The sequence below is a fragment of the Stenotrophomonas maltophilia group sp. Smal13 genome (assembly GCF_030236855.1).
In the GTDB taxonomy this organism is placed as follows: domain Bacteria; phylum Pseudomonadota; class Gammaproteobacteria; order Xanthomonadales; family Xanthomonadaceae; genus Stenotrophomonas; species Stenotrophomonas maltophilia_A.
On the sequence record NZ_JASJSQ010000015.1, the window covers coordinates 56,349 to 77,058 of the forward strand.

Here is a 20,710-nt window from a genome sequence, read left to right on the forward strand (position 1 = left end):
CGGTCTTGGGCCACCTTGGGTGGGAGTCGAGCACGGCTCGACTCTACGGGGGCGCTGAACCCTTCAGGCGGCCGTCGCAGCCACTGAGACGGCCGCGACGTACCCTGCCGCAATGGGTATTGCGATCAAGGGCCGAGGTTCCACGTCCCACCTTGCCGGGCGCTTTGAAAGCACTGTCAGCGAGGCGGTGGACGACGGCTGGGCGGTCGACGAGAGCGAGGAGTTCCTTGCCCCTCGCCTGCGTACCGAAGTGCGTGCCGAGACCGCGCGCAGCATCATCAGCCGCAACACCTCGCCGGACGTCGGCTTCAGCCAGTCGGTCAATCCGTATCGCGGCTGCGAGCATGGATGCTCATACTGCTTTGCACGCCCCTCGCATGCCTATCTGAACCTGTCGCCGGGCCTGGATTTCGAAACCAAGCTGTTCGCCAAGACCAATGCGCCGCAGCTGCTGCGCAAGGAGCTGTCGAAGCCGGGCTACGTGCCGCAGCCGATCGCGCTGGGCATCAACACCGACGCGTATCAGCCGATCGAGCGCAAGTTCAAACTCACCCGCCAACTGATCGAAGTGATGCTGGAGACCAAGCATCCTTTCTCGCTGATCACCAAGAACGCACTGGTCGAGCGCGATATCGACCTGCTTGCACCGCTGGCGGCGGAGAACCTGGTCAGCGTGCATTTCTCGGTGACCTCGCTGGACCCGCACCTCTCCGCGAAGCTGGAGCCACGCGCGTCTGCACCGCATGCGCGGCTGCGCGCGATGAAGCGCCTGCATGAAGCCGGTATTCCGGTGGGCGTGATGGTGGCGCCGGTGATTCCGTGGATCAACGACAGCGAACTGGAAGCCGTGCTGGAGGCTGCACACGATGCCGGTGCCAGCACCGCCGGTTATGTGCTGCTGCGCCTGCCGCTGGAAGTGGCACCGCTGTTCCGCGAGTGGCTGGACACCCATCATCCAGATCGCGCCGCACATGTGATGAGTACCATCCAGCAGCTGCGCGGCGGCAAGGACTACGACAGCCAGTTCGGCACGCGCATGCGGGGCCAGGGCGTGTATGCCGATCTGTTGAACAACCGCTTCAAGCTGGCGCGCAAACGTCTGGGCTTCAATGCGCAGAACAGCCATTGGCCGAAGCTGGATTGCAGCCGGTTCCAGAAGCCGCTGCCGCCGAAGAAGGATTCGCCGCAGGGTTCGTTGTTCTGAGTAGAGTCGAGCTTGCTCGACTGGAGACGGAAAAGCAGTCGAGCAAGCTCGACTCTACCCTCCAAACAACTTCTGCGCACTCTGGAACAGGATCCAGCTGGTCGCGATGAACTTGTCCCCACCCTGCGGCCGGTTGCCACGATGCGTGTGGGTGAACGCAGTCGGCGCAATCAGCAGGCTGCCGGTGCGCGGCGCGATCTTCCGCCCCTGGAACAGGAACTCGGTTTCGCCCTCTTCGAAGTCGTCGTTGAGGTACAGCGTCCACAGCACGTGCCGGTGCAGGGTCTCGGCCTGCGCATCCTTCGGGTACAGCTCGCAATGCCAGTACGGGTAGCCGCCCTCGCCTGCCGCATACCACTGCAGGTTGATCGCACCCGGGCGCAGGCAGGTGCGGGCCAGATCGGCCAGCTGCTGCTGCGGCATGTCGGGGAAGTCCTCGGCAGACAGGCGTCGCGGTTGGCCGTTGCTGTCCTGGATCTGCAACATCAGCGGCGCAATCAACGCCTGTGGATAACGGCGTAGATAAGTCAGCAGGCCGTTGAACACCGCGATCTGCAGCTGCTGATCGACATCCTGCCAGCCGTCCAGGCCACTGATGCGCAGATCCTTGCTGTGCTTGAGTTCCGGGAACACGCCACTGCCCACCGCACCGGGCTGCAGGCCACGCGTAGCGCGCAGGCGCTCAACGATGGCCGCGCAGACCTCGCTGGGGACGGCGTTGTGGATGACTTCGATGAAATCGACCGGGCCCTGCTCGTGCATGCGTGCATTCCTTAGGCGGCAACGGCTTGATGGTGCCGTTTGCCGCCCTCGGTGTCACCCCACGGTCATGTCATCGAACTGCCATGACCGCTGTCAGGCGATAGGCCGTCAGCCCTGCGCGTCGTCGTGTGCGTGGTGGTAGCGCACGGCTTCAGCCACTTCCTCGCGCGAACCCAGGAACACCGGCACGCGCTGGTGCAGCTGGTCGGGCTGGATGTCGAGGATGCGCTCGCGGCCGGTCCAGGCAGCGCCACCGGCCTGTTCGACCAGCAGGCCCATCGGGTTGGCTTCGTACATCAGGCGCAGCTTGCCGGCCTTGGACGGATCCTTCTTGTCCCACGGGTAGATGAAGATGCCGCCGCGGGTCAGGATGCGATGCACGTCGGCGACCATGCTGGCGATCCAGCGCATGTTGAAGTTCTTGCCGCGCGCGCCTTCCTTGCCCGCCAGCAGATCACCGACATAGGCCTGCATCGGCGCTTCCCAGTGACGCTGGTTGGACATGTTGATGGCGAATTCCTGGGTGGCCGCCGGAATCTGCATGTTCTCGGTGGTCAGCACGAACTCGCCCTTCTCGCGGTCCAGGGTGAAGGCATGGGTACCGTGGCCGACGGTCAGCACCAGCTGGGTGCTGGGCCCGTAGATGCAGTAGCCGGCGGCAATCTGCTTGCTGCCCGGCTGCAGGAAGGCGTCATCGCCCGGCAGTTCGACGTTGGTCGGGCAGCGCAGCACCGAGAAGATGGTGCCGACGGAGACGTTGACGTCGATGTTGGAGCTGCCATCGAGGGGATCGAACAGCAGCAGGAAATCGCCGCGCGGATAGATGTCCGGCACCGGCTGGCTGTGGTCCATTTCCTCCGAGGCGCAGGCGGCGAGGTGGCCGCCCCAGGCGTTGGCTTCGAGCAGGATCTCGTTGCTGATCACATCCAGCTTCTTCTGCGCTTCCCCCTGCACGTTGCCGGTACCGGCGTCGCCGAGCACGCCACCGAGGGCGCCCTTGCTGACGGCGATGGAGATGCTGGTGCAGGCGCGGGCGACGACCGCGATCAGCTGGCGCAGGTCGGCATTGATGCGGCCGGCGTGCTGTTCCTGGATCAGGAAGCGGGTCAACGAAGTACGGGACATGAGCGGGCAGGTCTCGGCAGCGGGAAAACGCCTATTGTCGCCCGTATGGCGGGGCCGTGCGTGAGCGCGGGAAGGCGTAATCGTTTCCAGATGCGTTGCGCTGTCGGCGCACTCCTTCATGGAGGCGCAGGGCGAGGCACACCGTGACCAGGACACGCCGTAAACCCCCCTCCGGGGTCCGGCCCAGCCGCTGGCGGCAGGGCGTTCGGGCGCTTGCGAAGCAGTGCTTCGCAGGCAAAGCGCCCTCACCCATGGGGGCTCGATCGGCGCATCCATGCGCCTCACGGTCCTGGCCACGGTGTGCCTCGCCCTGCGCTTCAGGGTTCGCCGCGAGCGCGGAGAGTGTGGCAAAGGCAAAGCAGGAGCAAAAACAAAGGCGCCTTTCGGCGCCTTTGTCTTCAAACCACTGGAGCACTGTTTCAGCCCTTGGCCACAGTGGCCACGGCCTTGGCGACGTACTCCAGGTTGTTCTGGTTCAGCGCGGCCACGCAGATGCGGCCGGTGCCGACGGCGTAGATGCCGAACTCGTCGCGCAGGCGTTCGACCTGCTCACGGCTCAGGCCGGAGTAGGAGAACATGCCGGCCTGCTCGTTGATGAAGCCGAACTGCGGGGCACCGGCAGCGGCAAGCTTCTCCACCAGGCCCTGGCGCAGGGCGTGGATGCGCTCGCGCATCTCGGTCAGCTCCTGCTCCCACATCGCGCGCAGTTCCGGGTTGGTCAGCACGCCGGCCACCAGCGCGGCACCGTGGGTGGACGGGCTGGAGTAGATGGTGCGGATCACGCGCTTGACCTGCGACTGCACGGCCTTGGCGTCAGCGGCGGTCGGCGCCACCATCGACAGCGCACCCACGCGCTCGCCGTACAGCGAGAACGACTTGGAGTACGAGTTGGCGACGATGAAGCTGTCGATGCCGGCTTCGGCGATGATGCGCACGGCGGCGCCGTCCTGCTCGATGCCCTTGTCGAAGCCCTGGTAGGCCATGTCGATGAAGGGGAACAGCTGCTTCTCCTTCAGCAGCTGCGCGACCTGCTTCCACTGGGTGACCGTGAGGTCAGCGCCGGTCGGGTTGTGGCAGCAGGCATGCAGCAACACCACGGTGCCGGCTTCCAGCTTGCCCAGGTCGGCCAGCAGGCCGTCGAAGTTGACGCCGTGGGTGGTCGGGTCGAAATAGGTGTAGTCCACCACCTCGAAGCCGGCCGCGCTGAACACGGCGCGGTGGTTTTCCCAGCTGGGGTTGCTCAGCGCAACGGTGGCGTGCGGCAGCAGCTTCTTCAGCACGTCGGCGCCGACGCGCAGCGCACCGCTGCCACCGACGGTCTGTGCGGTGGTGACGCGGCCGGCGGCCAGCAGCGGCGAGTCCTTGCCGAACACCAGCTCGCGCGTGGCCTGCGTGTACGCCGGCAGGCCATCGATCGGCAGGTAGCCGCGCGGTTTGGCTTCAGCGGCGAGCTGCTGCTCGATCTGCTTGACGGCGCGCAGCAGCGGAATGCGGCCGCTCTCGTCGTAGTAGATGCCCACACCCAGGTTGACCTTGGTCGGGCGGCTGTCGGCGTTGTACGCCTCGGTCAGGCCCAGGATCGGGTCGCCTGGGACCAGTTCCACGTTTGCAAAGAAGGACACGGCGGTACTCGTTCGGTAGACGGAAAGGGGGAGGAATTGCGCCACGCGGTCTGCGGCTTTTCGGCCGGAAACGGCCCATCGTAACAAAGCCTGCCGGGGCTGGCCGCCGCCATCGTCATCCACGGCCCCGTACCATGGCGTGCGTTGCCGCCCGATCCATCAACCTGAATCATGAATCCTGCCGCACGACGCCGTTGCCTGCCGCTGTCCGCCCTGCTGCTGTCGCCCTGGGCGGCCATGGCCGAGCCTGCGCCCACCGCCCTGCCCGCCGTGCAGGTGCAGGTGGCGCGGGTGCCGGGTATCGACCCGTTCGCGCTGCCGGCCAGCCTGGACACCGTCTGGATCGACGCCAGCCGCGCGGGCACCGGCGCGCAGCTGTCCGAGGCGCTGGCCGGCGTACCGGGACTAGTGGCGCGCGACCGGCAGAACTTCGCCCAGGACACGCAGCTGTCGATCCGTGGCTTCGGCGCGCGCTCGACCTTTGGTGTGCGCGGGGTACGGGTGTTGATCGACGGGGTGCCGGCGACCATGCCCGATGGCCAGGGCCAGCTGTCGCACGCCAGCTTGTTGGGCGCCGAACGCATCGAGGTGCTGCGCGGGCCGTTCTCGGCGCTGTACGGCAATTCCTCCGGCGGCGTGCTGCAGGTCTGGAGCGCGCAGGGCCAGGCCGGCGACCCGTGGCGGCTGCGCGTGAACGCCGGCGCCGACAACACGCTCAGTGTCGGCGCGCAACTGAAGGGTGCCGGCCAAGCGCTGGACTACAACATCGCCGCCAATCACTTCCGCACCGATGGCTGGCGGGACCATAGCCGCGCGCGCCGTGAATCGCTCAACGCACGTATTGGTGGTGATCTGGGCGGTGGACGGCTCGAGCTGCTGCTCAACGCGCTCGATGCCCCCGATGCGCAGGATCCGCTGGGCCTGAGCCGTGCCCAGGTGGCGGCCGATCCGCGCCAGGCCACGGCAGTGGCTCACCAGTACAACACCCGCAAATCGGTGCGCCAGCAGCAGGCTGGGTTGCGTTGGACCCGGGAAACCGACACCCAGCGCTGGCAGCTGATGGGCTATGCCGGGCAGCGTGAGGTCACCCAGTACCTGCCGATTCCGCCGACCGCACAGGTCAACCCGTTGCATGCGGGCGGCGTGATCGATCTGGACGCGGGCTACGGCGGACTGGACGCGCGCTGGGGCTGGCATGGCGACCTCGCCGGCCGACCGTTGGACCTGGTGGCCGGGCTCAGTGCGGACCGCCAGCGCCAGCACCGCACCGGCTACGAGAACTTCATCGGCAGCACCCTGGGCGTGCGTGGGCGCCTGCGTCGTGACCAGATCGACGTCGTGCAGAACGTGGACCAGTTCGCCCAGGCCTGGTGGCAGTGGAGCCCGCGCTGGTCGCTGCTGGCCGGGCTGCGCCACAGCGCGGTGCGCTTCGAATCCGATGACCGCTACATCACCGGGCGCAATCCGGACGACAGCGGCCGCCGTCGCTACCAGGCAACCACGCCGGTGGCAGGCGTCAGCTTCGAGGCCAGCCCGCAGTGGCGGCTGCACGCCGCCGTGGGCCGCGGCTTTGAGACGCCTACCTTCAATGAGCTGGGTTATCGCGCCGACGGCCAGGCGGGATTGGCACTGGATCTGGCGGCCGCGGGCAGCCGCAATCTGGAGATAGGCAGCAAATGGCACGCACAGGACGGAACCCAGCTTGATATCAGCCTGTTCCGCGCAGATACCGACGATGAGCTGGCAGTTGCCAGCAACTCTGGTGGGCGCAGCACCTATCGCAACATCGGCCGCACCCGCCGCCAAGGTGTGGAACTGCAGTACCGACAGCCGCTGGCCGAGCAGCTGGAACTGCAGCTGGCATGGACATGGCTGCAGGCGCAGGTGCGCTCGCCGTACCTGACCTCGAACAGCGTGGTCGCCGCGGGCAGCCGCCTGCCCGGTGTGCCGCGCCAGCAGGCCTTCGCCAGGCTGCAGTGGACCCCCGCCGACTGGCAGTGGGCGCTGGAGGCCTCCGCCAGCAGCGATACCTTGGTCAACGACGTGGCCACCGAGCGTGCGCCCGGCTTTGCCCTGCTGCATCTGGAAGCCGGCCGTCGCTGGACGCTGCCGGGTGGCGAGCTGCGCGCCTTCGCCCGGCTGGAGAATGTGCTGGACCAGGCCTACATCGGCTCGGTGATCGTCAACGATGGCAATGGCCGCTTCTACGAGCCGGGACCGGGACGGCGGGCCAACATTGGCCTGCAATGGTCGTGGCGCTGAAGTGGTAGTGCCGGCCGCTGGCCGGCATCGCGCGGTGCAGGACGTCAGGAGGTTGCCGGCCAGCGGCCGGCACTACCCGTAAATCGGGGGCCGTGGCCGGCATCGCGCCGTGCAGGGCGCCAGGAGGTTGCCTGCCAGCGGCCGGCGCTACCGTCAGTCGGGGGCCTTGGCCGGCACGAACGGCGAGGTCGGGTCGCTGGCCGGGAAGGTCTCCTCCAGCGCTTCATCCTGGTTGTCGCTGGCGCGCTGCTTGCGCTCACGCCGCTTGAGCGGGCTTTCCTGGCCGCCACGATGGCGGTCGCCGCCGTCCTTGCGGTCCAGCGCGGCCTGTTCAGACTCGTGCTTCACCGGCAGATGCTCTCCGGCATGCTCGGCATCGAAGAACGGTGCACCGGTGCCGCGGTAGTCGGCATTGTCGGCATCGCGCTTGCCGCGCTGCTCGCCGGGAATGGGCGGGTGGTTTTCGCGCAGCGGGTCTCGTGAGGTCTCTCGGCTCATGGTCTGGTACCTGCACTCGGGGGCTCCCACTACACCGCCCTGCAGGTAAAGCCGCTGCGAACCTGGCGTCATGAACATCTCGCTCACCCCCCGGTAACGGGACCGCGCGTATTCCTGCCCACCCGCCCCCGCTGCAGGAGCCGGCCATGCCCCGTCTTGAACGACCCGCACCGTCCGTGTTCAACGCCCTGCTTGATCCGCTCGGCCAGCGCACAGCTCAGCGCCGTACGCGTCGCCATGAGGACCCGCAGGCGGTGGCGCAGGACTACCTGCAGTACATGCTCAGTGACTACGAAGAGCGCCGAGGCCAGAGCCACCGCAACTGGCGCGATCTGTGCCCGGTGTATGCCTTCGCGCTGACCACCCACGCTGCCGACTGGCCGCGCGGTGATGCCGCCGATACCTGCGAGGAACTGGCCGAGCACTGGGAGCAGATGCGCGGGCAGTCGCGGTTGAGCTGGTCGCAGGCGAGGCCGGTGGTGGAGGACGCCTGGCGCGCACTGGACCATATTCCGGCGGCGGCGGTGAGGCCGTTGCTGCAGTAGTGCCGGCCGCTGGCCGGCAACCCCAGGAAACTTCAGTCCGCGAGCCTCAGCCGGCCAGCGGCCGGCACTACCGTAGAACCCACGTGCACGGCATGGACACGGCTGGTTTACGCCCTCCGGACCACGCTGGGCACCCTGCCCCATCAAAGGTGCGCCCATGGCCCGCCCGATCTGGACCGGCACGTTGTCGTTTGGCCTGCTCAACGTGCCGGTGTCACTGATGTCCGGCGAACGCAAGGTCGATCTGCAGTTCCGCATGCTCGACTCCCGCGACCGCAAGCCGATCCGTTTCGAACGGGTCAACGCCGACACCGGTGAGGAAGTGCCCTGGAAGGACATCGTCAAAGCCTATGAGTACGACAAGGGCAGTTATGTCGTGCTGGAGGAAGGTGATATCCGTTCGGCGGCGCCGGAAAGCCACGAAGCGGTGGAGGTGGAATCGTTCGTGGATGCGGCGCAGATCGACCCACGCTACTACGAGAAACCGTATCTGCTGGTGCCCGGCAAGAAGGCCGAAAAGGGCTATGTGCTGCTGCGCGAAACGCTTCGCAGTACCGGCAAAGTGGGCATCGCGCGGGTGGTGGTGCGCACGCGCGAATACCTGTGCGCGGTGATGCCGCATGAGGACGCGCTGGTGTTGATGATCCTGCGCTATCCGCAGGAGCTGGTGGATCCCGAGGACTACAAGCTGCCCACCGGAAAACTGTCCGACTATCGCATAACCAGCAAGGAAACGGCGATGGCCGAACAGCTGATCGAATCAATGGCCGGTGACTGGGATCCTTCGGATTATCACGATGAGTTCCGCGAGCGTCTGCAGCTGGTATTGAACAAGCGCATCAAATCCAAGGGCGGCACTACCCGGGTGGAAGACGAGCCCGCACCGCGTGAAGATGCCACCACCAATGTGGTGGATTTCATGGCGTTGCTTCAGAAGAGCCTGGACGCCAACAAGCGCACGCCGGCGAAGAAGACGGCAATGCGCAAGGCACCGGCGAAGAAGGCTGCGAAGAAGGCCGCCAAAAAGGCCGTAAAGAAGACCACGCGGCGCAAGGCAGGTTGAACCATGTCGCTGCACCAGTACCGGCGCAAGCGCAGACTGGGTGGTGGCGCCGGGCAGACGCCGGAGCCTGACGACACGCCCGCACGCGGGAATCCGAAGCGGCGGCCGACCTTCGTCATCCAGCTGCATCACGCAAGCTCGCGTCACTATGACTTCCGCCTGGAAATGGACGGCGTACTGAAGAGCTGGGCCGTGCCCAAGGGGCCTTCGCTGCGCGTCGGTGAGAAGCGGCTGGCCGTGGAGGTGGAAGATCACCCGTTGTCCTACGCCGGTTTCGAAGGAGACATTCCTGAAGGCCACTATGGCGCTGGCCACGTGGATGTCTTCGATCACGGCACCTGGGCCTGTGAAGGTGATCCACTGCAGGCGCTGGCGGCTGGAAAGATCGACTTCGTGCTGCACGGGCAACGCCTGGCCGGTGGGTGGAAGCTGGTGCGTACGGCAATGAAAGGGCGTCAGGTGCAGTGGCTGCTGATAAAGCGCGACGACGGCGAAGCGCGCGACGCGGAGGCGGATGACCTGCTGACGGCACCCACGCCGAAACGAGCATCTGCGGCGAAGAAGCGTTCCACAGCGAAGGCGGCGCGTGCTGCACCCGTCGCACGCACGACCACGCGCAAGGCCGATGCGCGTTGGCATGCACGCGCGCTGCAACTGCACGGCGCACGTGATACGCCCTATCCCCTTGGGTTCAAACCGCAGTTGACCGATCATCGCGACAGTGCCCCCGACGGCGAGCGCTGGCTGCACGAGATCAAGTGGGACGGCTATCGTCTGCTGGCCGATCTGCACAATGGCGAGGTGAAACTCCGCTCGCGCAACGGCCTGGACTGGACGGCCGATTTTCCCGAGGTCGCGCAGGCCGTGCTGGCGCTGCCGGTGCGCGATGCGCGCCTGGATGGCGAGCTGGTGGTTCTGGACAAGGAAGGACGCAGCGATTTCGCAGCACTGCAGCGCGTGATCGATGGAAGCTCGAAGCAACCGTTGCGTTACATCGTGTTCGATCTTCCGGGTGTGGCCGGCGTGGACATCAGTCGTGCGCCGTTGCTGGAACGCAAGGCGCTGCTGAAGGATCTCATCGGGCCGGCGCCCGGCACACTGGCCTTCAGCGAACACGTGGTCGACCATGGGCCGCAGGTGTTCGATGCCAGCGGCGAGGCCGGCTTCGAAGGCATCGTCAGCAAGCAGGTGGATGCGCCGTACGTAAACACCCGCGCGCGCAGCTGGGTGAAGGTGAAGCACGAAGACACCGACGAGTTCGTGATCGTCGGCTATACGGCACCCAAGGGTTCCCGGGTGGGATTCGGCTCGCTGCTTCTGGCCACGCCGGACAAGGCCGGGCTGCGCTATGTGGGCCGCGTGGGTACCGGCTTCGACGACGAGCGCCTGCGCGCGCTGCTCAAGGCACTGCAGCCTTTGGCAGTGAAGACGCCGGTGCTGCAGCTGCCGGCGCATGTGCCGTTCCGCGCCGCCAGCGTACGCTGGGTGAAACCGGTGACGGTGGCGGAGGTGGCGTTCCGTGGCTGGGGCAAGGAAGGCCTGCTGCGCCAGGCCAGTTTCAAGCGGCTGCGCAGCGACAAGCAGGAGGAGGACCTGGGAATGAGCACCGCAGATGCCGAACCCGGAGGTGAGGTCCAGATCACCCATCCTGAGCGGGTGGTGTTTCCAAAGCAGAAACTGAGCAAGGGCGACGTGGCCGACTACTACCAGCGCATGGCGCGCTGGATCCTGCCCGAACTTGGCGGACGTCCGCTGTCATTGCTGCGCTGCCCGGACGGCGTCGGCAAGGCCTGCTTCTTCCAGAAGCATCATGGCCCCGGCCTGGGCGATGCGGTACATGCGGTGCCCCTCCTGCAGAAGAGCGGCCGCGAGGATTACGTCTACATCGACGATGCGCGGGGCCTGCTGCAACTGGTGCAGATGAACACGCTGGAGCTGCATCCCTGGGGTGCGACCGTGGCCGACCCGGAGCATCCGGATCGACTGGTGTTCGATCTCGACCCTGGTGAGGGCGTCAGCTGGGCACAGGTGAAAGCCGGTGCGCGCGACGTGCGTGACCGCCTGCAGCAGGTGGGTCTGGAGAGCTTCGTACGCCTGTCTGGCGGCAAGGGGGTGCACGTGGTGGTACCACTGCAGCCCAAGGCTGGCTGGGGCGAAGCCAAGGCATTCTGCGAGGCGTTCGCACAGGCGATGGCGGAGCAGGCGCCGGACCGCTACGTGGCGACGATGAGCAAGGCGAAGCGCAATGGCGTCATCTTCATCGACTGGCTGCGCAACACCCGAGGCGCCACCAGCGTGTGCTCGTGGTCGCTGCGTGCACGCGATTCTGGCGGCGTGGCGGTGCCGCTGCGCTGGGAAGAACTGGCGCGGGTGAGCGCGGCCGACGCGTTTCCGATGGTCAAGGCGCTGGCGCGTGCCAAGCGGCTGAAGGGTGACCCATGGCAGGGCATCGCGCGATTGAAGCAGACGCTGCCGACGCTGAAGCGGTAGTGCCGGCCGCTGGCCGGCACCTGTAGCATGGGCGAGGTTGCCGGCCAGCGGCCGGCACTACCTGGATGCGCTCAGCGCGGATCGCGCGACGCGCGGCGGCCGAACCACCAGCCGGCCAGCAGCTGCAACGGCAGCGATGCCAGCAGCGAAATGACGAACCAGAGTGGGAAATCCGCGCCGGCGCTCCACATCGCGTAACCGCATCCGAGTGCGATCAACGACCAGATCGAGAACCCATGCGAACGCGGCCAGCACGGCGCGTAGTAGGTGGCGAAGGAAATGCCGGCGATGCCGCCCAGTACGCTGAAGGCCAGGTCCCACCCCAGCTGCACGCTGTTGTTGTCCGGCGACATGCCCAGCAACGGGGGCAGCCAGCTGGCGACGCTGCTGACCAGCGCAAGCGACAGCACGCCGCCGATCAGGGCGACGAGGGACAGGAACAGGGTCTTGAGCAGGCCGGGCATGCGCGCATTGTACGGCGGCGCGAAATGCCTGGGGTTGCCGGCCAGCGGTCGGCACCACCGGGGGATAGGCATGGCCGCCGCGTCCGTGGGAGAGGGGGACGGAGCGACGGCGGCCATGCACAGGCGGTCAGGCGGCGAAGTCGAGCACCACGCGGCCTTCAATGGTGCCCGCGTGCATGCGCGCGAACACGTCGTTGATGTTTTCCAGGCGGTCGGTGCTGACCGTGGCCGCGACCTTGCCTTCGGCAGCGAACTGCAGCGACTCCTGCAGGTCCAGCCGGGTGCCGACGATCGAGCCGCGCACGGTGATGCCGTTGAGCACCATGCCGAAGATGTCCAGCGGGAAATTACCGGGCGGCAGTCCATTGAGCGAGACGGTGCCGCCACGGCGGACCATGCCCAGCGCCTGCTCGAAGGCCTTCGGCGAAACCGCGGTGACCAGCGCGCCGTGCGCGCCGCCGATTTCCTTCTTCAGGAAGGCGGCGGGGTCGGTGGTGCGCGCGTTGACGGTGATCTGCGCGCCGAGCTGCCGGGCCAATGCCAGTTTGTTGTCGTCCACATCCACCGCGGCCACGTTCAGGCCCATCGCGCGGGCGTACTGCACCGCCATGTGGCCCAGACCGCCGATGCCGGAGATGGCGACCCAGTCCCCGGGCTTGGTGTCGGTCACCTTCAGGCCCTTGTAGACGGTCACGCCGGCGCACAGCACCGGCGCGATCTCGACGAAGCCCACGTCCTTCGGAAGCAGGCCGACATAGTTGGCATCGGCCAGTGCGTACTCGGCGAAGCCGCCGTTGACGGAGTACCCGGTGTTGCGCTGTGTCTCGCACAGCGTTTCCCAGCCACCCAGGCAGTGTTCGCAATGGCCACACGCCGAGTACAACCAGGGGATGCCGACCCTGTCGCCTTCCTTGACGTGCCCTACCCCGCCTCCCACGGCCACGATGTGCCCCACGCCCTCGTGACCGGGGATGAATGGCGGGTTCGGTTTCACCGGCCAGTCGCCCTCGGCGGCGTGCAGGTCGGTGTGGCAGACGCCACAGGCCTCGATCTTGACCAGTACTTCGCCCGCCCCCGGGCGCGGTACCTGGACTTCCTCGATCACCAGTGGCTTGCCGAACTCACGCACCACGGCGGCCTTCATGGTCGAATTCATGTTCGGATCTCCGTAGTGCGCTTGCCCACAGAATGACGCCGGCTCGAGGCCGGCGCTTTGATCACGATCAAACCTTTGACGATTCGTGCAGCAGGTTCAGCTGGCCAGCACTGACGCCTCGCGGGCCAGGCGCTCGATCGCATCCCAGTCGCGGGTCTGCAGCAACGCCGGGGTGGTCAGCCACGAGCCGCCCACGCACAGCACGTTGGGCAGGTGCAGGAACTGCGGCGCGGTCTGCGCGCTGATGCCGCCGGTCGGGCAGAAGCGCACATCGGCGAACGGGCCGTGCCAGGCCGCCAGCAGCGCAGCGCCACCGGCCTGCACCGCCGGGAAGAACTTGAAGGTGTCGTGGCCGTGCTCCAGGCCCAGGATCAGGTCGGAGGCAGTGGCGGCACCGGGCAGGTATGGCAGGTCGGCATCACGCGCGGCGGCATACAGCGTCGGGGTGGCACCGGGGGACACCGCGAAACGCGCACCGGCCTCCTTGGCTGCCTGCATCTGCGCGGCGTTGAGCACGGTGCCGGCACCGATTACCGCATCGGGCACGGCCTCGACCATCGCCTTGATCGCATCCAGCGCCTGCGGCGTGCGCAGCGTCACTTCGATCACCGGCAGACCGCCGCGGAACAGCGCCTGGGCCACTTCGACCGCTTCATTCACATCTTCGGGGGTGTACACCGGAATCACCGGTGCCAGCTTCAACAGCGCGCGCAGGCGCGGATCAGCGCTGGACATCGTCTTGCTCCTTGCCCGACCGGGCATCGCGGATCGCCGCCGGGTCCGGCAGCGCAGCGGCGCATGATGCCACGTGGCTCACGACGGTGCCGGTGGTGCCCCGCCCTGCCCCCGGCTCAGGCCGGGTCGGCCTGCAATGCCTGGATGCGGCGCTGGTACCAGTCACCACCGAGCGGATCGAACACCGCCGAGCGCTCCATCTGCGCCTCGTACACGTGTACCGAGATCGCCAGCGCTTCGTTGCTGGCGTTGCGCAGGGTGTGGTACTCGTGCGGCGGAATCAGGCTGCCGGCACTGCCGCAGCCCCCGCGCAGCACGGCGTGGCGGCGGAAGCGGCAGCGCTCACCGTTGCGCTCCAGCAGTTCATAGCGGGTGATCTCCAGCTCGCCTGACCACACTCCCTCCACACACCACATGGCATCGTGGTCGTGCAGCGGCGTGCCCTGCCCTGGGCCCCAGCTCATGGCAATCACGCTGTAGCCGTGTTCGCGGCTGTGGTACAGCGGGCGTCGCGCGTAATGATCACTGACCGGACGGTGTACGCACTCGGGCAATTCGATGCGGCTGTCCGCGATGGCTTCCTGCAGCGCCAGCTGCAGGTCGGCGGTGATGCGCTCGGCATCACCGGAGGTCATCGCCGCGTCGACCGCAGCGATCAACCTGTCGCGGCCACGGAACACCGGAAACGGAGAAGTCTGCAGGTCCATGCCCCGACTGTAGCGGAGCCTGGTTAAGGGAATGTTGGCGTTCGCGCGCGTCGCGCCCGCATTCAAGGTGAACACGCGCGGAAGAACGGTTCAGATGGACATCAAGTAGAGCGATCACAATGGAACCTCGCGCAGCAGAAGCGGTCGAACACGACGCGATCCATCTTCGCTGCGACATTCCGCAACTTCGCGCCCCACGGGCGCAAGGCTAGAATTCTCCGACTTACCTGGTTCTATACATGTCAGTGCGAATTATTAGCGATGCCGCGTTGCCGGCATCGAAGGGCAAGGCTGCCACGATCAACGACATCGCACGACTGTCGGGAGTTTCCAAGAAAACGGTTTCAAGAATCATCAACAACTCGCCGCTGGTGCGCAAAGACACCCGCGACAAGGTCGAGGCGTTGATGCGCGAGGTCGGTTACGTGCCCGACCCCCTGGCGCGCGGCCTCGCGTTCCGCCGCTCCTTCCTGATCGGCCTGGTGTATGACGACCCGGGCGCCCAATGCATCGTCGACCTGCAGCACGGCGCGCTGGAAGCGCTGCGCGGCACCGGCTATGAACTGGTGGTGCACCCGTGCAACAGCCAGGATGCGGACTGTGCGTACGGCGTGCGGCGCTTCGTGCAGCAGCAGAAGCTGCACGGCGTGATCCTGGGCCCGCGTGCCTCCGAGTCGGCTGCGTTGACGGAGATGCTCGACGGCATTGAATGCCGCTACGTCCGCATCAACGCGCATGTGTCGGATGACGAGGCACAGGCCGTGGTCACCCATGATCGCGACGGTGCAGCCGCGGCAGCGGGCTACCTGCTCTCGCTCGGCCACCGCGACATCGCGGTGATTGCCGGTCCGGGCGACCGCCGTACTGCACGCGAGCGCACCCATGGCTTCCTCGACCGGCTGGCGCAGGTGGGCCTGACCCTGCCGGGTGAACGCGTGCTGGAAGCGGGCGATACGTTCGAGTCGGGCGTGCATGCCGCCGAACGGCTGCTGATGGGCGGACAACGCCCCAGTGCGATCTTTGCCGGCAACGACGAAATGGCTGCCGGCGTGTACCAGGTGGCGTTGCGTGCGGGCATCGCGGTGCCGCAGCAGTTGTCGATCGTCAGCTACGACGACAGCCCGCTGGCGTCGCGGCTGTGGCCGCCGCTGACCTCGGTGCGTCGCCATGTGTCCGACATCGGACGCATGGCGGCGGCGATGCTGGTGCAGGCCGACGTGCCGGATGCGCCGACCGCAACCAGCGTGCATCCGCAATTGATGGTGCGCGGTTCCTGCCGGGCCGTGGACGCCTGATTGCCCTGCCCTCGCCTGCACCGCCGTAACGGTGCAGGCAGGCAGCAACGAAAACGGCGCATCCAGGTGCGCCGTTTTCAGTATGAAGCGGTGTGTGCCGTTCGCCTACACGTCGCCGCCGTCGGCCCAGCCTTCGCCGGTGCCCTTCTGGAACACGCGGTCATCGCGCTGCACATCGCCCGCCGGCAGATGCGCCTGATCAGACAGCGCCGCGTAGATCGGGGTGAAGTCCGGCGAGGTCGCCTGCATCAGCTGTTCGAAACTGTCGATGACGAAGTAGGTCTTCTGGAAGGTGTCGATGCGGTACTTGGTACGCATGATCCGCTGCAGGTCGAAGCCGATGCGGTTGGGCGCGGCCGATTCCAGCGAGTACAGCGATTCGCCCTTCGACGACACGATGCCGGCGCCGTAGATGCGCAGGCCGTCGGGCGTATCGATCAGGCCGAACTCCACCGTGTACCAGTACAGGCGGGTCAGGTTCTGCAGCGCGTCCGGGCCGATCGCGTGGGCTTTGACCCCGCCACGGCCGTACGCCTCCATGTAGTCGGCGAACACCGGGTTCATCAGCAGCGGCACATGGCCGAACAGATCGTGGAACAGGTCCGGTTCGGCGATGTAATCGATCTGGTCCGGGCGACGGATCCACCAGGTCACCGGGAAACGACGGTTGGCCAGGTGGTCGAAGAAGTCCAGTTCCGGTAGCAGGCCTTCCACGCCGACCAGGGTCCAGCCGGTGGCGGCGCCGAGCACTTCGTTGAGCTGGTCGAAGCGCGGAATCATGTGCGCGCTCATGCCCATCTCGTCCTGTGCATCCAGGAATTCCTGGCAGGCGCGGCCGACCAGCAGCTCGCGCTGGCGCTGGTACAGCGTGCTCCAGGTGGCGTGGTCGTCGGCGCTGTAGGTGTCCCACGGCTGCTCGACGAGCGCGGTGGTATACACCGGCACGTAGCCCTTGTCGGTCTGCTGGTGTTCGACGCGGCGGGGCTGGGCGAGGTCCATGGGGCACTCCTTGACGGGATACCCACGATGCTAGGGCAGGGCGCGCGCAACAGGGTTGCAAAAGTTGCGCCGATTGGCATTGTTGGCGCAATATCCTTGCGTACTCACCATGTTGCGGGGCAACAATGGCCGGAGAAGTCCAGTTCGATCGCACGGATATACGCCTGCTGGCTGAAATCCAGCGGGATGGGCGCGCCACCAACGCCGAGCTGGCGACGCGGGTGAACCTCTCGCCCTCGGCCTGCCTGCGTCGCCTGCAGCGGTTGGAAAGCGAGGGCGTGATCGTCGGCTATGGCGCGCGGCTGGAGCCACGGCAGCTGCGGCTGGGCCTGCAGGCCTTCGTGCGCGTGCAGCTGGAAAAGCACGACCAGGCCGCCATCGGCCACTTCGTGGACAGCGTGCAGGGCTGGGATGAAGTGGTGGCCTGCCATGCACTGACCGGCGACATGGACTACCTGCTGCACGTCTACGTGCGCGACCTGGAGCACTTCTCGCACTTCCTGCTTGACCGGCTGCTCAACGCCGGTGGCGTGGCCGATGCCAATTCCAGCTTCGTGCTGCGCACGGTGAAGGGCTTCCAGGCATTGCCGCTTTCGCAGCTGGAATGAACGCGCCGCTGCGATTTGACGGCGCCGGGCGGGTAGCCGAGCATCTCCGCCCTGCGCGCGTCGCAGCGTTCCTTTCCGGTTCCACGCATGTCCGAACTCCAGCACCCGCTGCCCACCACCACGTTCCTGCCGCTGCAGCGCAAGTCGCTGGCGCGCTACGTTGCCCATGGCACGCCACCGCAGACCGCAGTGGAGCAGGCCGGCCTGATGGCCGCGCAGCTGTGCCGGACGCGCCTGCATCCGGCGGCCGAGATCGAGCGCCTGCTGCATGATGCCTGCGCGTTGTTTGCTGGCAACGAAGGCGCGGCTGCACAGCTGGCCGGGCCCGGTGGCGGTGGCCAACCGGAGCTGGATGCCTGGCTGAGCGCATTGGCCGCCCACGGCGTGCTGCTGGCGCCGGCGGAGATCCTGCAGGACGTCATCGCGCAGTCGCCACGGGAGTACCCGGGCCTGGCCCTGCAGCAGGCCTGCCAGGAAACCCTGGTCGAACATGAGATCCGCTTTCCCGCCACCTTTTCCAGTGACGATGACGAGGCCACGCAGGATGAGGTTGTCGCCGAGGATACACGGTCGGTCGAACACCATGGCCTGTACACCTCCGAGCAGGCCCGCGTGCTGCGCGCCATCGCCGCCAACCCCGATGAGCTGATCGACCTCGATGGCTATGCCGGCACCGGCAAGGGCCACCTGGTGCTGGCGCTGATGGAGGCGCGGCCGGGCCGCTACACCTACGTGGCGCCCTCGCGTGGGCAGGTGGAAGCCTTCCGCGCCCGCGTGCCGGCCAGCACTGCGGTGCGCCTGCTGACCCAGATCGAGTTCGCCAACCGCGTGGCCCAGCACGCCGCGCGCAGCGGCCAGACCGGTGGCTTCGTTGCCAGCTACCGGCGCAGCACCCGTACGCCGCGCGAGATTGCCGGCCGCATCGGCCTGCAGGGCATCGGTGGACGCAGCCCGGAGCAGGTGCTGCTGACCGCGTTCGAGGCCATCAACCGTTGGTGCGCGTCGTCGGCAACGGGCTTGGCGTTCCAGCATTTCGACCGTTCGGTGCCCGCTGCGATGCTCGATGTGTCGCCGTACATGGCGGCCGCCGAGCACGTCTGGCGCTGCATGTTCGACGCCGAACTGCAGCGGGGCACGCTGCTGAGCCTCAGCCCGGCGCACATCGGCAAGTGGTTGGCCCTGCGCGGCGTCACCCCGCCGCTGGACATGGGCATGCTGCTGGTGGACGAGGCGCATGACCTGAGCCCGTCGTGGAAGCAGTTGCTGGCCGGCCATGCGCCTGGCGTGGTCAGCCTGGGTGATCCGCACCAGTGCCTGACCGGTACGGTGCCGCGCTGGGCCGCGTCGAAGGTGCTGGAAATGCACCAGTCGGTGCGCCAGGGCAACCAGGTCGAGGGCCTGGTCAACCAGACCCTGGCACTGGATGGACTGGGCCAGGAAAGTGGGCCGTTCGTCGGTGCCACCGACCGCGCCACCGGTGTGCTGCATTACCGCGACTGGGCGCAGGTGCCGAGCGAGGGCCTGCGCATCCATGGCAGCGTCGCCGATCTGGCCCTGGACGCGGCACAGCTGCACGCACTCGGGCTGCGGCCCTACCTGCATCCGGCATCGCTGCGCGCGCTGCGCAGCGTGCTGCAGCGGCCGCTGGATGCGTGGCGCCGGCGCCGCGACAGTGCATCGGACCAGGAATGGGAGCGCTTCCTGGCCACGCAGGCCGACGAAGGGCAGGGCGCGCTGGTCGAACTGTTTGCGTCTGCCGATCGGGTGCAGTCACTGCTGCTGGCGCTTGATGACCAGGACACGCCCGCTGAAGGGCGGGTGGCGCTGTGCCTGGCCGAACACGCGAAGAACCTGCAGTTCGACGTGGTCTCGCTGTCGCCCGGTTGCTTCAGTGCGGGGCAGGGCGGGCGCATCTGGCACAACCCGGTGCGCGCGGTCTATCTGGCGCTGACCCGTGCGCGACGCCAGCTGCACGTACCGGGCGATGGCATGGAACAGCTGCAGCACACGGCGACACTGCAGGAGCAGGCCCGCCAGATGCGCAGGCGCGAGCGGCAGCAGGCCAGCGGTTACCGGCCCGCGCGCTAGCACGCGCGTCGCTGTCTGGCAGCGACACGCTGGCTCAGGTCAGCACTTGTCCTTGCGGCCCATCAGCTTGCCCAGGCGCGAGGCTTCCTCGCACTTCGGCGCGGCCACCGGTGCCGGTGCGGCTGCGGCGGCACGTGCGCGCTGCAGCTGCTGGATCTTGGCGCGGATCTGCGGCATCGCGGCCATTGCGGCCTTCTCGCCTTCCAGGATCGCGGTGCCACGCTGGCTGAAATCGGCGGCGCCGATGTCCAGCACCTTCGGGCGGATGACGATGTCGGCGCGTGCCAGTTCCTGTTCGCCCAGGCGCTGGCCCATGATCGAGATGGACTGGTTGACGATGCCCAGCATGTCGGTCGGCGCCTTGCCGCTGGCCTTGCTGGAGATGTCCACGGCGATCACGAAGTCGGCGCCGAGCTGGCGCGCGGCATCCACCGGCACCGGGCTGACCACGCCGCCATCGATGTAGTTGCGGCCGCCGATCTTCACCGGTTCGAACACACCGGGAATGCTGCTCGACGCGCGCACCGCCTGGCCGACGTTGCCGCGCACGAAGATCGCACGCTCGCCGGTTTCGAGCTGGGTGGCGACGGCGGCGAACGGCTTCTTCAGTCGCTCGGCGGGACGGTTGGCAACCTGCTCGTTGACGTAGTCCTGCAGCTTCTGGCCCTGCACCAGGCCGCCGGAGAACAGGCGCACGTCGCGGATGCTGGCTTCGTCCAGCGCGACCGCCTTGCTCTGCATCTGGAACGCGTCCATGCCGCTGGCGTACAGCGCACCGACCACGCTGCCGGCGCTGGTGCCGGACACCACGGCCGGTTCGAAGCCGTTGGCCTCCAGCATCTTGATCACGCCGATGTGCGCGAAGCCCTTGGCTGCGCCGCCACCGAGGGCGATGCCGATCTTCACCGGCTTGGCCTGCGGCACCACGGTCGGTGCCGGCGGCGGTGTGGGGCGGACCGGGTCGCCACCGCAGCCGGCCAGCAGGCCGATCAGGGCGACGGACAGCAGCATGCGGGGGCGGAACAGGCTCATCGGCAGTGCGCTCGCGGCGCCGGATTCAGGAAAGGGCGCCAGCATACCGAAGCCG

General features: G+C 67.2%; 18 protein-coding genes. 8 read left to right on the forward strand and 10 right to left on the reverse strand.

Features of this window, described 5'->3' with window-relative positions; translation table 11 throughout:
* Nucleotides 1-112: 112 nt before the first annotated feature.
* Nucleotides 113-1,204 (forward strand): PA0069 family radical SAM protein, encoded by a 1,092-nt coding sequence (locus QRO95_RS07620; RefSeq protein ID WP_253143499.1) that lies wholly within the window; start codon nucleotides 113-115, stop codon nucleotides 1,202-1,204.
* A 54-nt stretch (nucleotides 1,205-1,258) separates the two neighbouring features.
* Here the strand turns inward: QRO95_RS07620 and QRO95_RS07625 are convergent, their stop codons facing one another.
* From QRO95_RS07625 to QRO95_RS07635, 3 genes are all read right to left on the reverse strand, one after another.
* Nucleotides 1,259-1,966 carry a 2OG-Fe(II) oxygenase gene (locus tag QRO95_RS07625; RefSeq protein ID WP_065724008.1) on the reverse strand — a complete coding sequence of 236 codons (708 nt, stop codon included), beginning with the start codon at nucleotides 1,964-1,966 and terminating at the stop codon, nucleotides 1,259-1,261.
* 108 nt (nucleotides 1,967-2,074) lie between these two features.
* Entirely contained in the window at nucleotides 2,075-3,091 is a 1,017-nt protein-coding gene (locus QRO95_RS07630; protein WP_014035428.1) for a class 1 fructose-bisphosphatase, read from the reverse strand.
* A gap of 419 nt (nucleotides 3,092-3,510) precedes the next feature.
* Nucleotides 3,511-4,713, reverse strand: coding sequence for an amino acid aminotransferase (locus QRO95_RS07635; RefSeq protein WP_049462449.1), 1,203 nt, complete (start codon nucleotides 4,711-4,713; stop codon nucleotides 3,511-3,513).
* A 171-nt stretch (nucleotides 4,714-4,884) separates the two neighbouring features.
* On the opposite strand from QRO95_RS07635, the gene QRO95_RS07640 reads away from it, so the two are divergent.
* Nucleotides 4,885-6,975 carry a TonB-dependent receptor domain-containing protein gene (locus QRO95_RS07640; RefSeq protein WP_285302183.1) on the forward strand — a complete coding sequence of 697 codons (2,091 nt, stop codon included), beginning with the start codon at nucleotides 4,885-4,887 and terminating at the stop codon, nucleotides 6,973-6,975.
* Between the two features lie 153 nt (nucleotides 6,976-7,128).
* On the opposite strand, the gene QRO95_RS07645 is transcribed toward QRO95_RS07640, so the two are convergent.
* Complete coding sequence (locus QRO95_RS07645; protein WP_032129273.1) at nucleotides 7,129-7,473, reverse strand: hypothetical protein; 345 nt, start codon at nucleotides 7,471-7,473, stop codon at nucleotides 7,129-7,131.
* A gap of 146 nt (nucleotides 7,474-7,619) precedes the next feature.
* On the opposite strand from QRO95_RS07645, the gene QRO95_RS07650 reads away from it, so the two are divergent.
* From QRO95_RS07650 to ligD, 3 genes are all read left to right on the forward strand, one after another.
* Nucleotides 7,620-8,018, forward strand: coding sequence for a hypothetical protein (locus QRO95_RS07650; RefSeq protein ID WP_154261796.1), 399 nt, complete (start codon nucleotides 7,620-7,622; stop codon nucleotides 8,016-8,018).
* 157 nt (nucleotides 8,019-8,175) lie between these two features.
* Nucleotides 8,176-9,081: a Ku protein gene (locus QRO95_RS07655; RefSeq protein WP_049422360.1), complete on the forward strand. Its 906-nt coding sequence runs from the start codon at nucleotides 8,176-8,178 to the stop codon at nucleotides 9,079-9,081.
* Between the two features lie 3 nt (nucleotides 9,082-9,084).
* Complete coding sequence (gene ligD / locus QRO95_RS07660; protein WP_285302185.1) at nucleotides 9,085-11,571, forward strand: DNA ligase D; 2,487 nt, start codon at nucleotides 9,085-9,087, stop codon at nucleotides 11,569-11,571.
* A gap of 71 nt (nucleotides 11,572-11,642) precedes the next feature.
* Here ligD and QRO95_RS07665 read toward each other — a convergent pair whose 3' ends face one another.
* The 4 genes from QRO95_RS07665 to QRO95_RS07680 all read right to left on the reverse strand — a co-directional run bounded on the left by QRO95_RS07665 (nucleotide 11,643) and on the right by QRO95_RS07680 (nucleotide 14,633).
* On the reverse strand, nucleotides 11,643-12,035 hold the full coding sequence (locus QRO95_RS07665) for a hypothetical protein (protein ID WP_197617072.1): 393 nt from the start codon (nucleotides 12,033-12,035) through the stop codon (nucleotides 11,643-11,645).
* Nucleotides 12,036-12,162: 127 nt separating this feature from the next.
* A complete protein-coding gene (adhP, locus tag QRO95_RS07670; RefSeq protein ID WP_182266977.1) occupies nucleotides 12,163-13,191 on the reverse strand; it encodes an alcohol dehydrogenase AdhP in 1,029 nt (342 codons plus the stop codon).
* Between the two features lie 96 nt (nucleotides 13,192-13,287).
* Nucleotides 13,288-13,926, reverse strand: a complete 639-nt coding sequence (gene eda / locus QRO95_RS07675) for a bifunctional 4-hydroxy-2-oxoglutarate aldolase/2-dehydro-3-deoxy-phosphogluconate aldolase (protein WP_121504971.1) — start codon at nucleotides 13,924-13,926, stop codon at nucleotides 13,288-13,290.
* Between the two features lie 116 nt (nucleotides 13,927-14,042).
* Nucleotides 14,043-14,633: a cysteine dioxygenase family protein gene (locus QRO95_RS07680; protein WP_049399007.1), complete on the reverse strand. Its 591-nt coding sequence runs from the start codon at nucleotides 14,631-14,633 to the stop codon at nucleotides 14,043-14,045.
* 239 nt (nucleotides 14,634-14,872) lie between these two features.
* Here QRO95_RS07680 and QRO95_RS07685 point away from each other — a divergent pair, with 239 nt between their 5' ends.
* Nucleotides 14,873-15,928 (forward strand): LacI family DNA-binding transcriptional regulator, encoded by a 1,056-nt coding sequence (locus QRO95_RS07685; protein ID WP_285302187.1) that lies wholly within the window; start codon nucleotides 14,873-14,875, stop codon nucleotides 15,926-15,928.
* 105 nt (nucleotides 15,929-16,033) lie between these two features.
* On the opposite strand, the gene phhA is transcribed toward QRO95_RS07685, so the two are convergent.
* Complete coding sequence (phhA, locus tag QRO95_RS07690) at nucleotides 16,034-16,927, reverse strand: phenylalanine 4-monooxygenase (RefSeq protein WP_071228653.1); 894 nt, start codon at nucleotides 16,925-16,927, stop codon at nucleotides 16,034-16,036.
* Between the two features lie 125 nt (nucleotides 16,928-17,052).
* Between phhA and QRO95_RS07695 the strand changes: the two genes are divergently transcribed.
* Nucleotides 17,053-17,535, forward strand: coding sequence for an Lrp/AsnC family transcriptional regulator (locus QRO95_RS07695; protein WP_004153377.1), 483 nt, complete (start codon nucleotides 17,053-17,055; stop codon nucleotides 17,533-17,535).
* Between the two features lie 87 nt (nucleotides 17,536-17,622).
* The gene (locus QRO95_RS07700; RefSeq protein ID WP_285302188.1) at nucleotides 17,623-19,623 is read left to right on the forward strand and encodes a hypothetical protein; all 2,001 of its coding nucleotides are present in this window, start codon (nucleotides 17,623-17,625) and stop codon (nucleotides 19,621-19,623) included.
* A gap of 39 nt (nucleotides 19,624-19,662) precedes the next feature.
* Here the strand turns inward: QRO95_RS07700 and QRO95_RS07705 are convergent, their stop codons facing one another.
* Complete coding sequence (locus tag QRO95_RS07705; protein WP_019337382.1) at nucleotides 19,663-20,655, reverse strand: patatin-like phospholipase family protein; 993 nt, start codon at nucleotides 20,653-20,655, stop codon at nucleotides 19,663-19,665.
* Nucleotides 20,656-20,710 lie beyond the last annotated feature (55 nt).

What these genes read in the sequence shown, in the direction of transcription:
- QRO95_RS07665 (WP_197617072.1), bottom strand. Translation starts at nt 12,035, where the DNA reads ATGCCCGGCCTGCTCAAGACCCTGTTCCTGTCCCTCGTCGCCCTGATC.
- QRO95_RS07625 (WP_065724008.1), bottom strand. Translation starts at nt 1,966, where the DNA reads ATGCACGAGCAGGGCCCGGTCGATTTCATCGAAGTCATCCACAACGCC.
- QRO95_RS07650 (WP_154261796.1), top strand. Translation starts at nt 7,620, where the DNA reads ATGCCCCGTCTTGAACGACCCGCACCGTCCGTGTTCAACGCCCTGCTT.
- adhP (WP_182266977.1), bottom strand. Translation starts at nt 13,191, where the DNA reads ATGAATTCGACCATGAAGGCCGCCGTGGTGCGTGAGTTCGGCAAGCCA.
- QRO95_RS07630 (WP_014035428.1), bottom strand. Translation starts at nt 3,091, where the DNA reads ATGTCCCGTACTTCGTTGACCCGCTTCCTGATCCAGGAACAGCACGCC.
- QRO95_RS07705 (WP_019337382.1), bottom strand. Translation starts at nt 20,655, where the DNA reads ATGAGCCTGTTCCGCCCCCGCATGCTGCTGTCCGTCGCCCTGATCGGC.
- QRO95_RS07700 (WP_285302188.1), top strand. Translation starts at nt 17,623, where the DNA reads ATGTCCGAACTCCAGCACCCGCTGCCCACCACCACGTTCCTGCCGCTG.
- ligD (WP_285302185.1), top strand. Translation starts at nt 9,085, where the DNA reads ATGTCGCTGCACCAGTACCGGCGCAAGCGCAGACTGGGTGGTGGCGCC.
- eda (WP_121504971.1), bottom strand. Translation starts at nt 13,926, where the DNA reads ATGTCCAGCGCTGATCCGCGCCTGCGCGCGCTGTTGAAGCTGGCACCG.
- QRO95_RS07640 (WP_285302183.1), top strand. Translation starts at nt 4,885, where the DNA reads ATGAATCCTGCCGCACGACGCCGTTGCCTGCCGCTGTCCGCCCTGCTG.
- QRO95_RS07695 (WP_004153377.1), top strand. Translation starts at nt 17,053, where the DNA reads ATGGCCGGAGAAGTCCAGTTCGATCGCACGGATATACGCCTGCTGGCT.
- QRO95_RS07620 (WP_253143499.1), top strand. Translation starts at nt 113, where the DNA reads ATGGGTATTGCGATCAAGGGCCGAGGTTCCACGTCCCACCTTGCCGGG.
- QRO95_RS07645 (WP_032129273.1), bottom strand. Translation starts at nt 7,473, where the DNA reads ATGAGCCGAGAGACCTCACGAGACCCGCTGCGCGAAAACCACCCGCCC.
- QRO95_RS07680 (WP_049399007.1), bottom strand. Translation starts at nt 14,633, where the DNA reads ATGGACCTGCAGACTTCTCCGTTTCCGGTGTTCCGTGGCCGCGACAGG.
- phhA (WP_071228653.1), bottom strand. Translation starts at nt 16,927, where the DNA reads ATGGACCTCGCCCAGCCCCGCCGCGTCGAACACCAGCAGACCGACAAG.
- QRO95_RS07655 (WP_049422360.1), top strand. Translation starts at nt 8,176, where the DNA reads ATGGCCCGCCCGATCTGGACCGGCACGTTGTCGTTTGGCCTGCTCAAC.
- QRO95_RS07685 (WP_285302187.1), top strand. Translation starts at nt 14,873, where the DNA reads ATGTCAGTGCGAATTATTAGCGATGCCGCGTTGCCGGCATCGAAGGGC.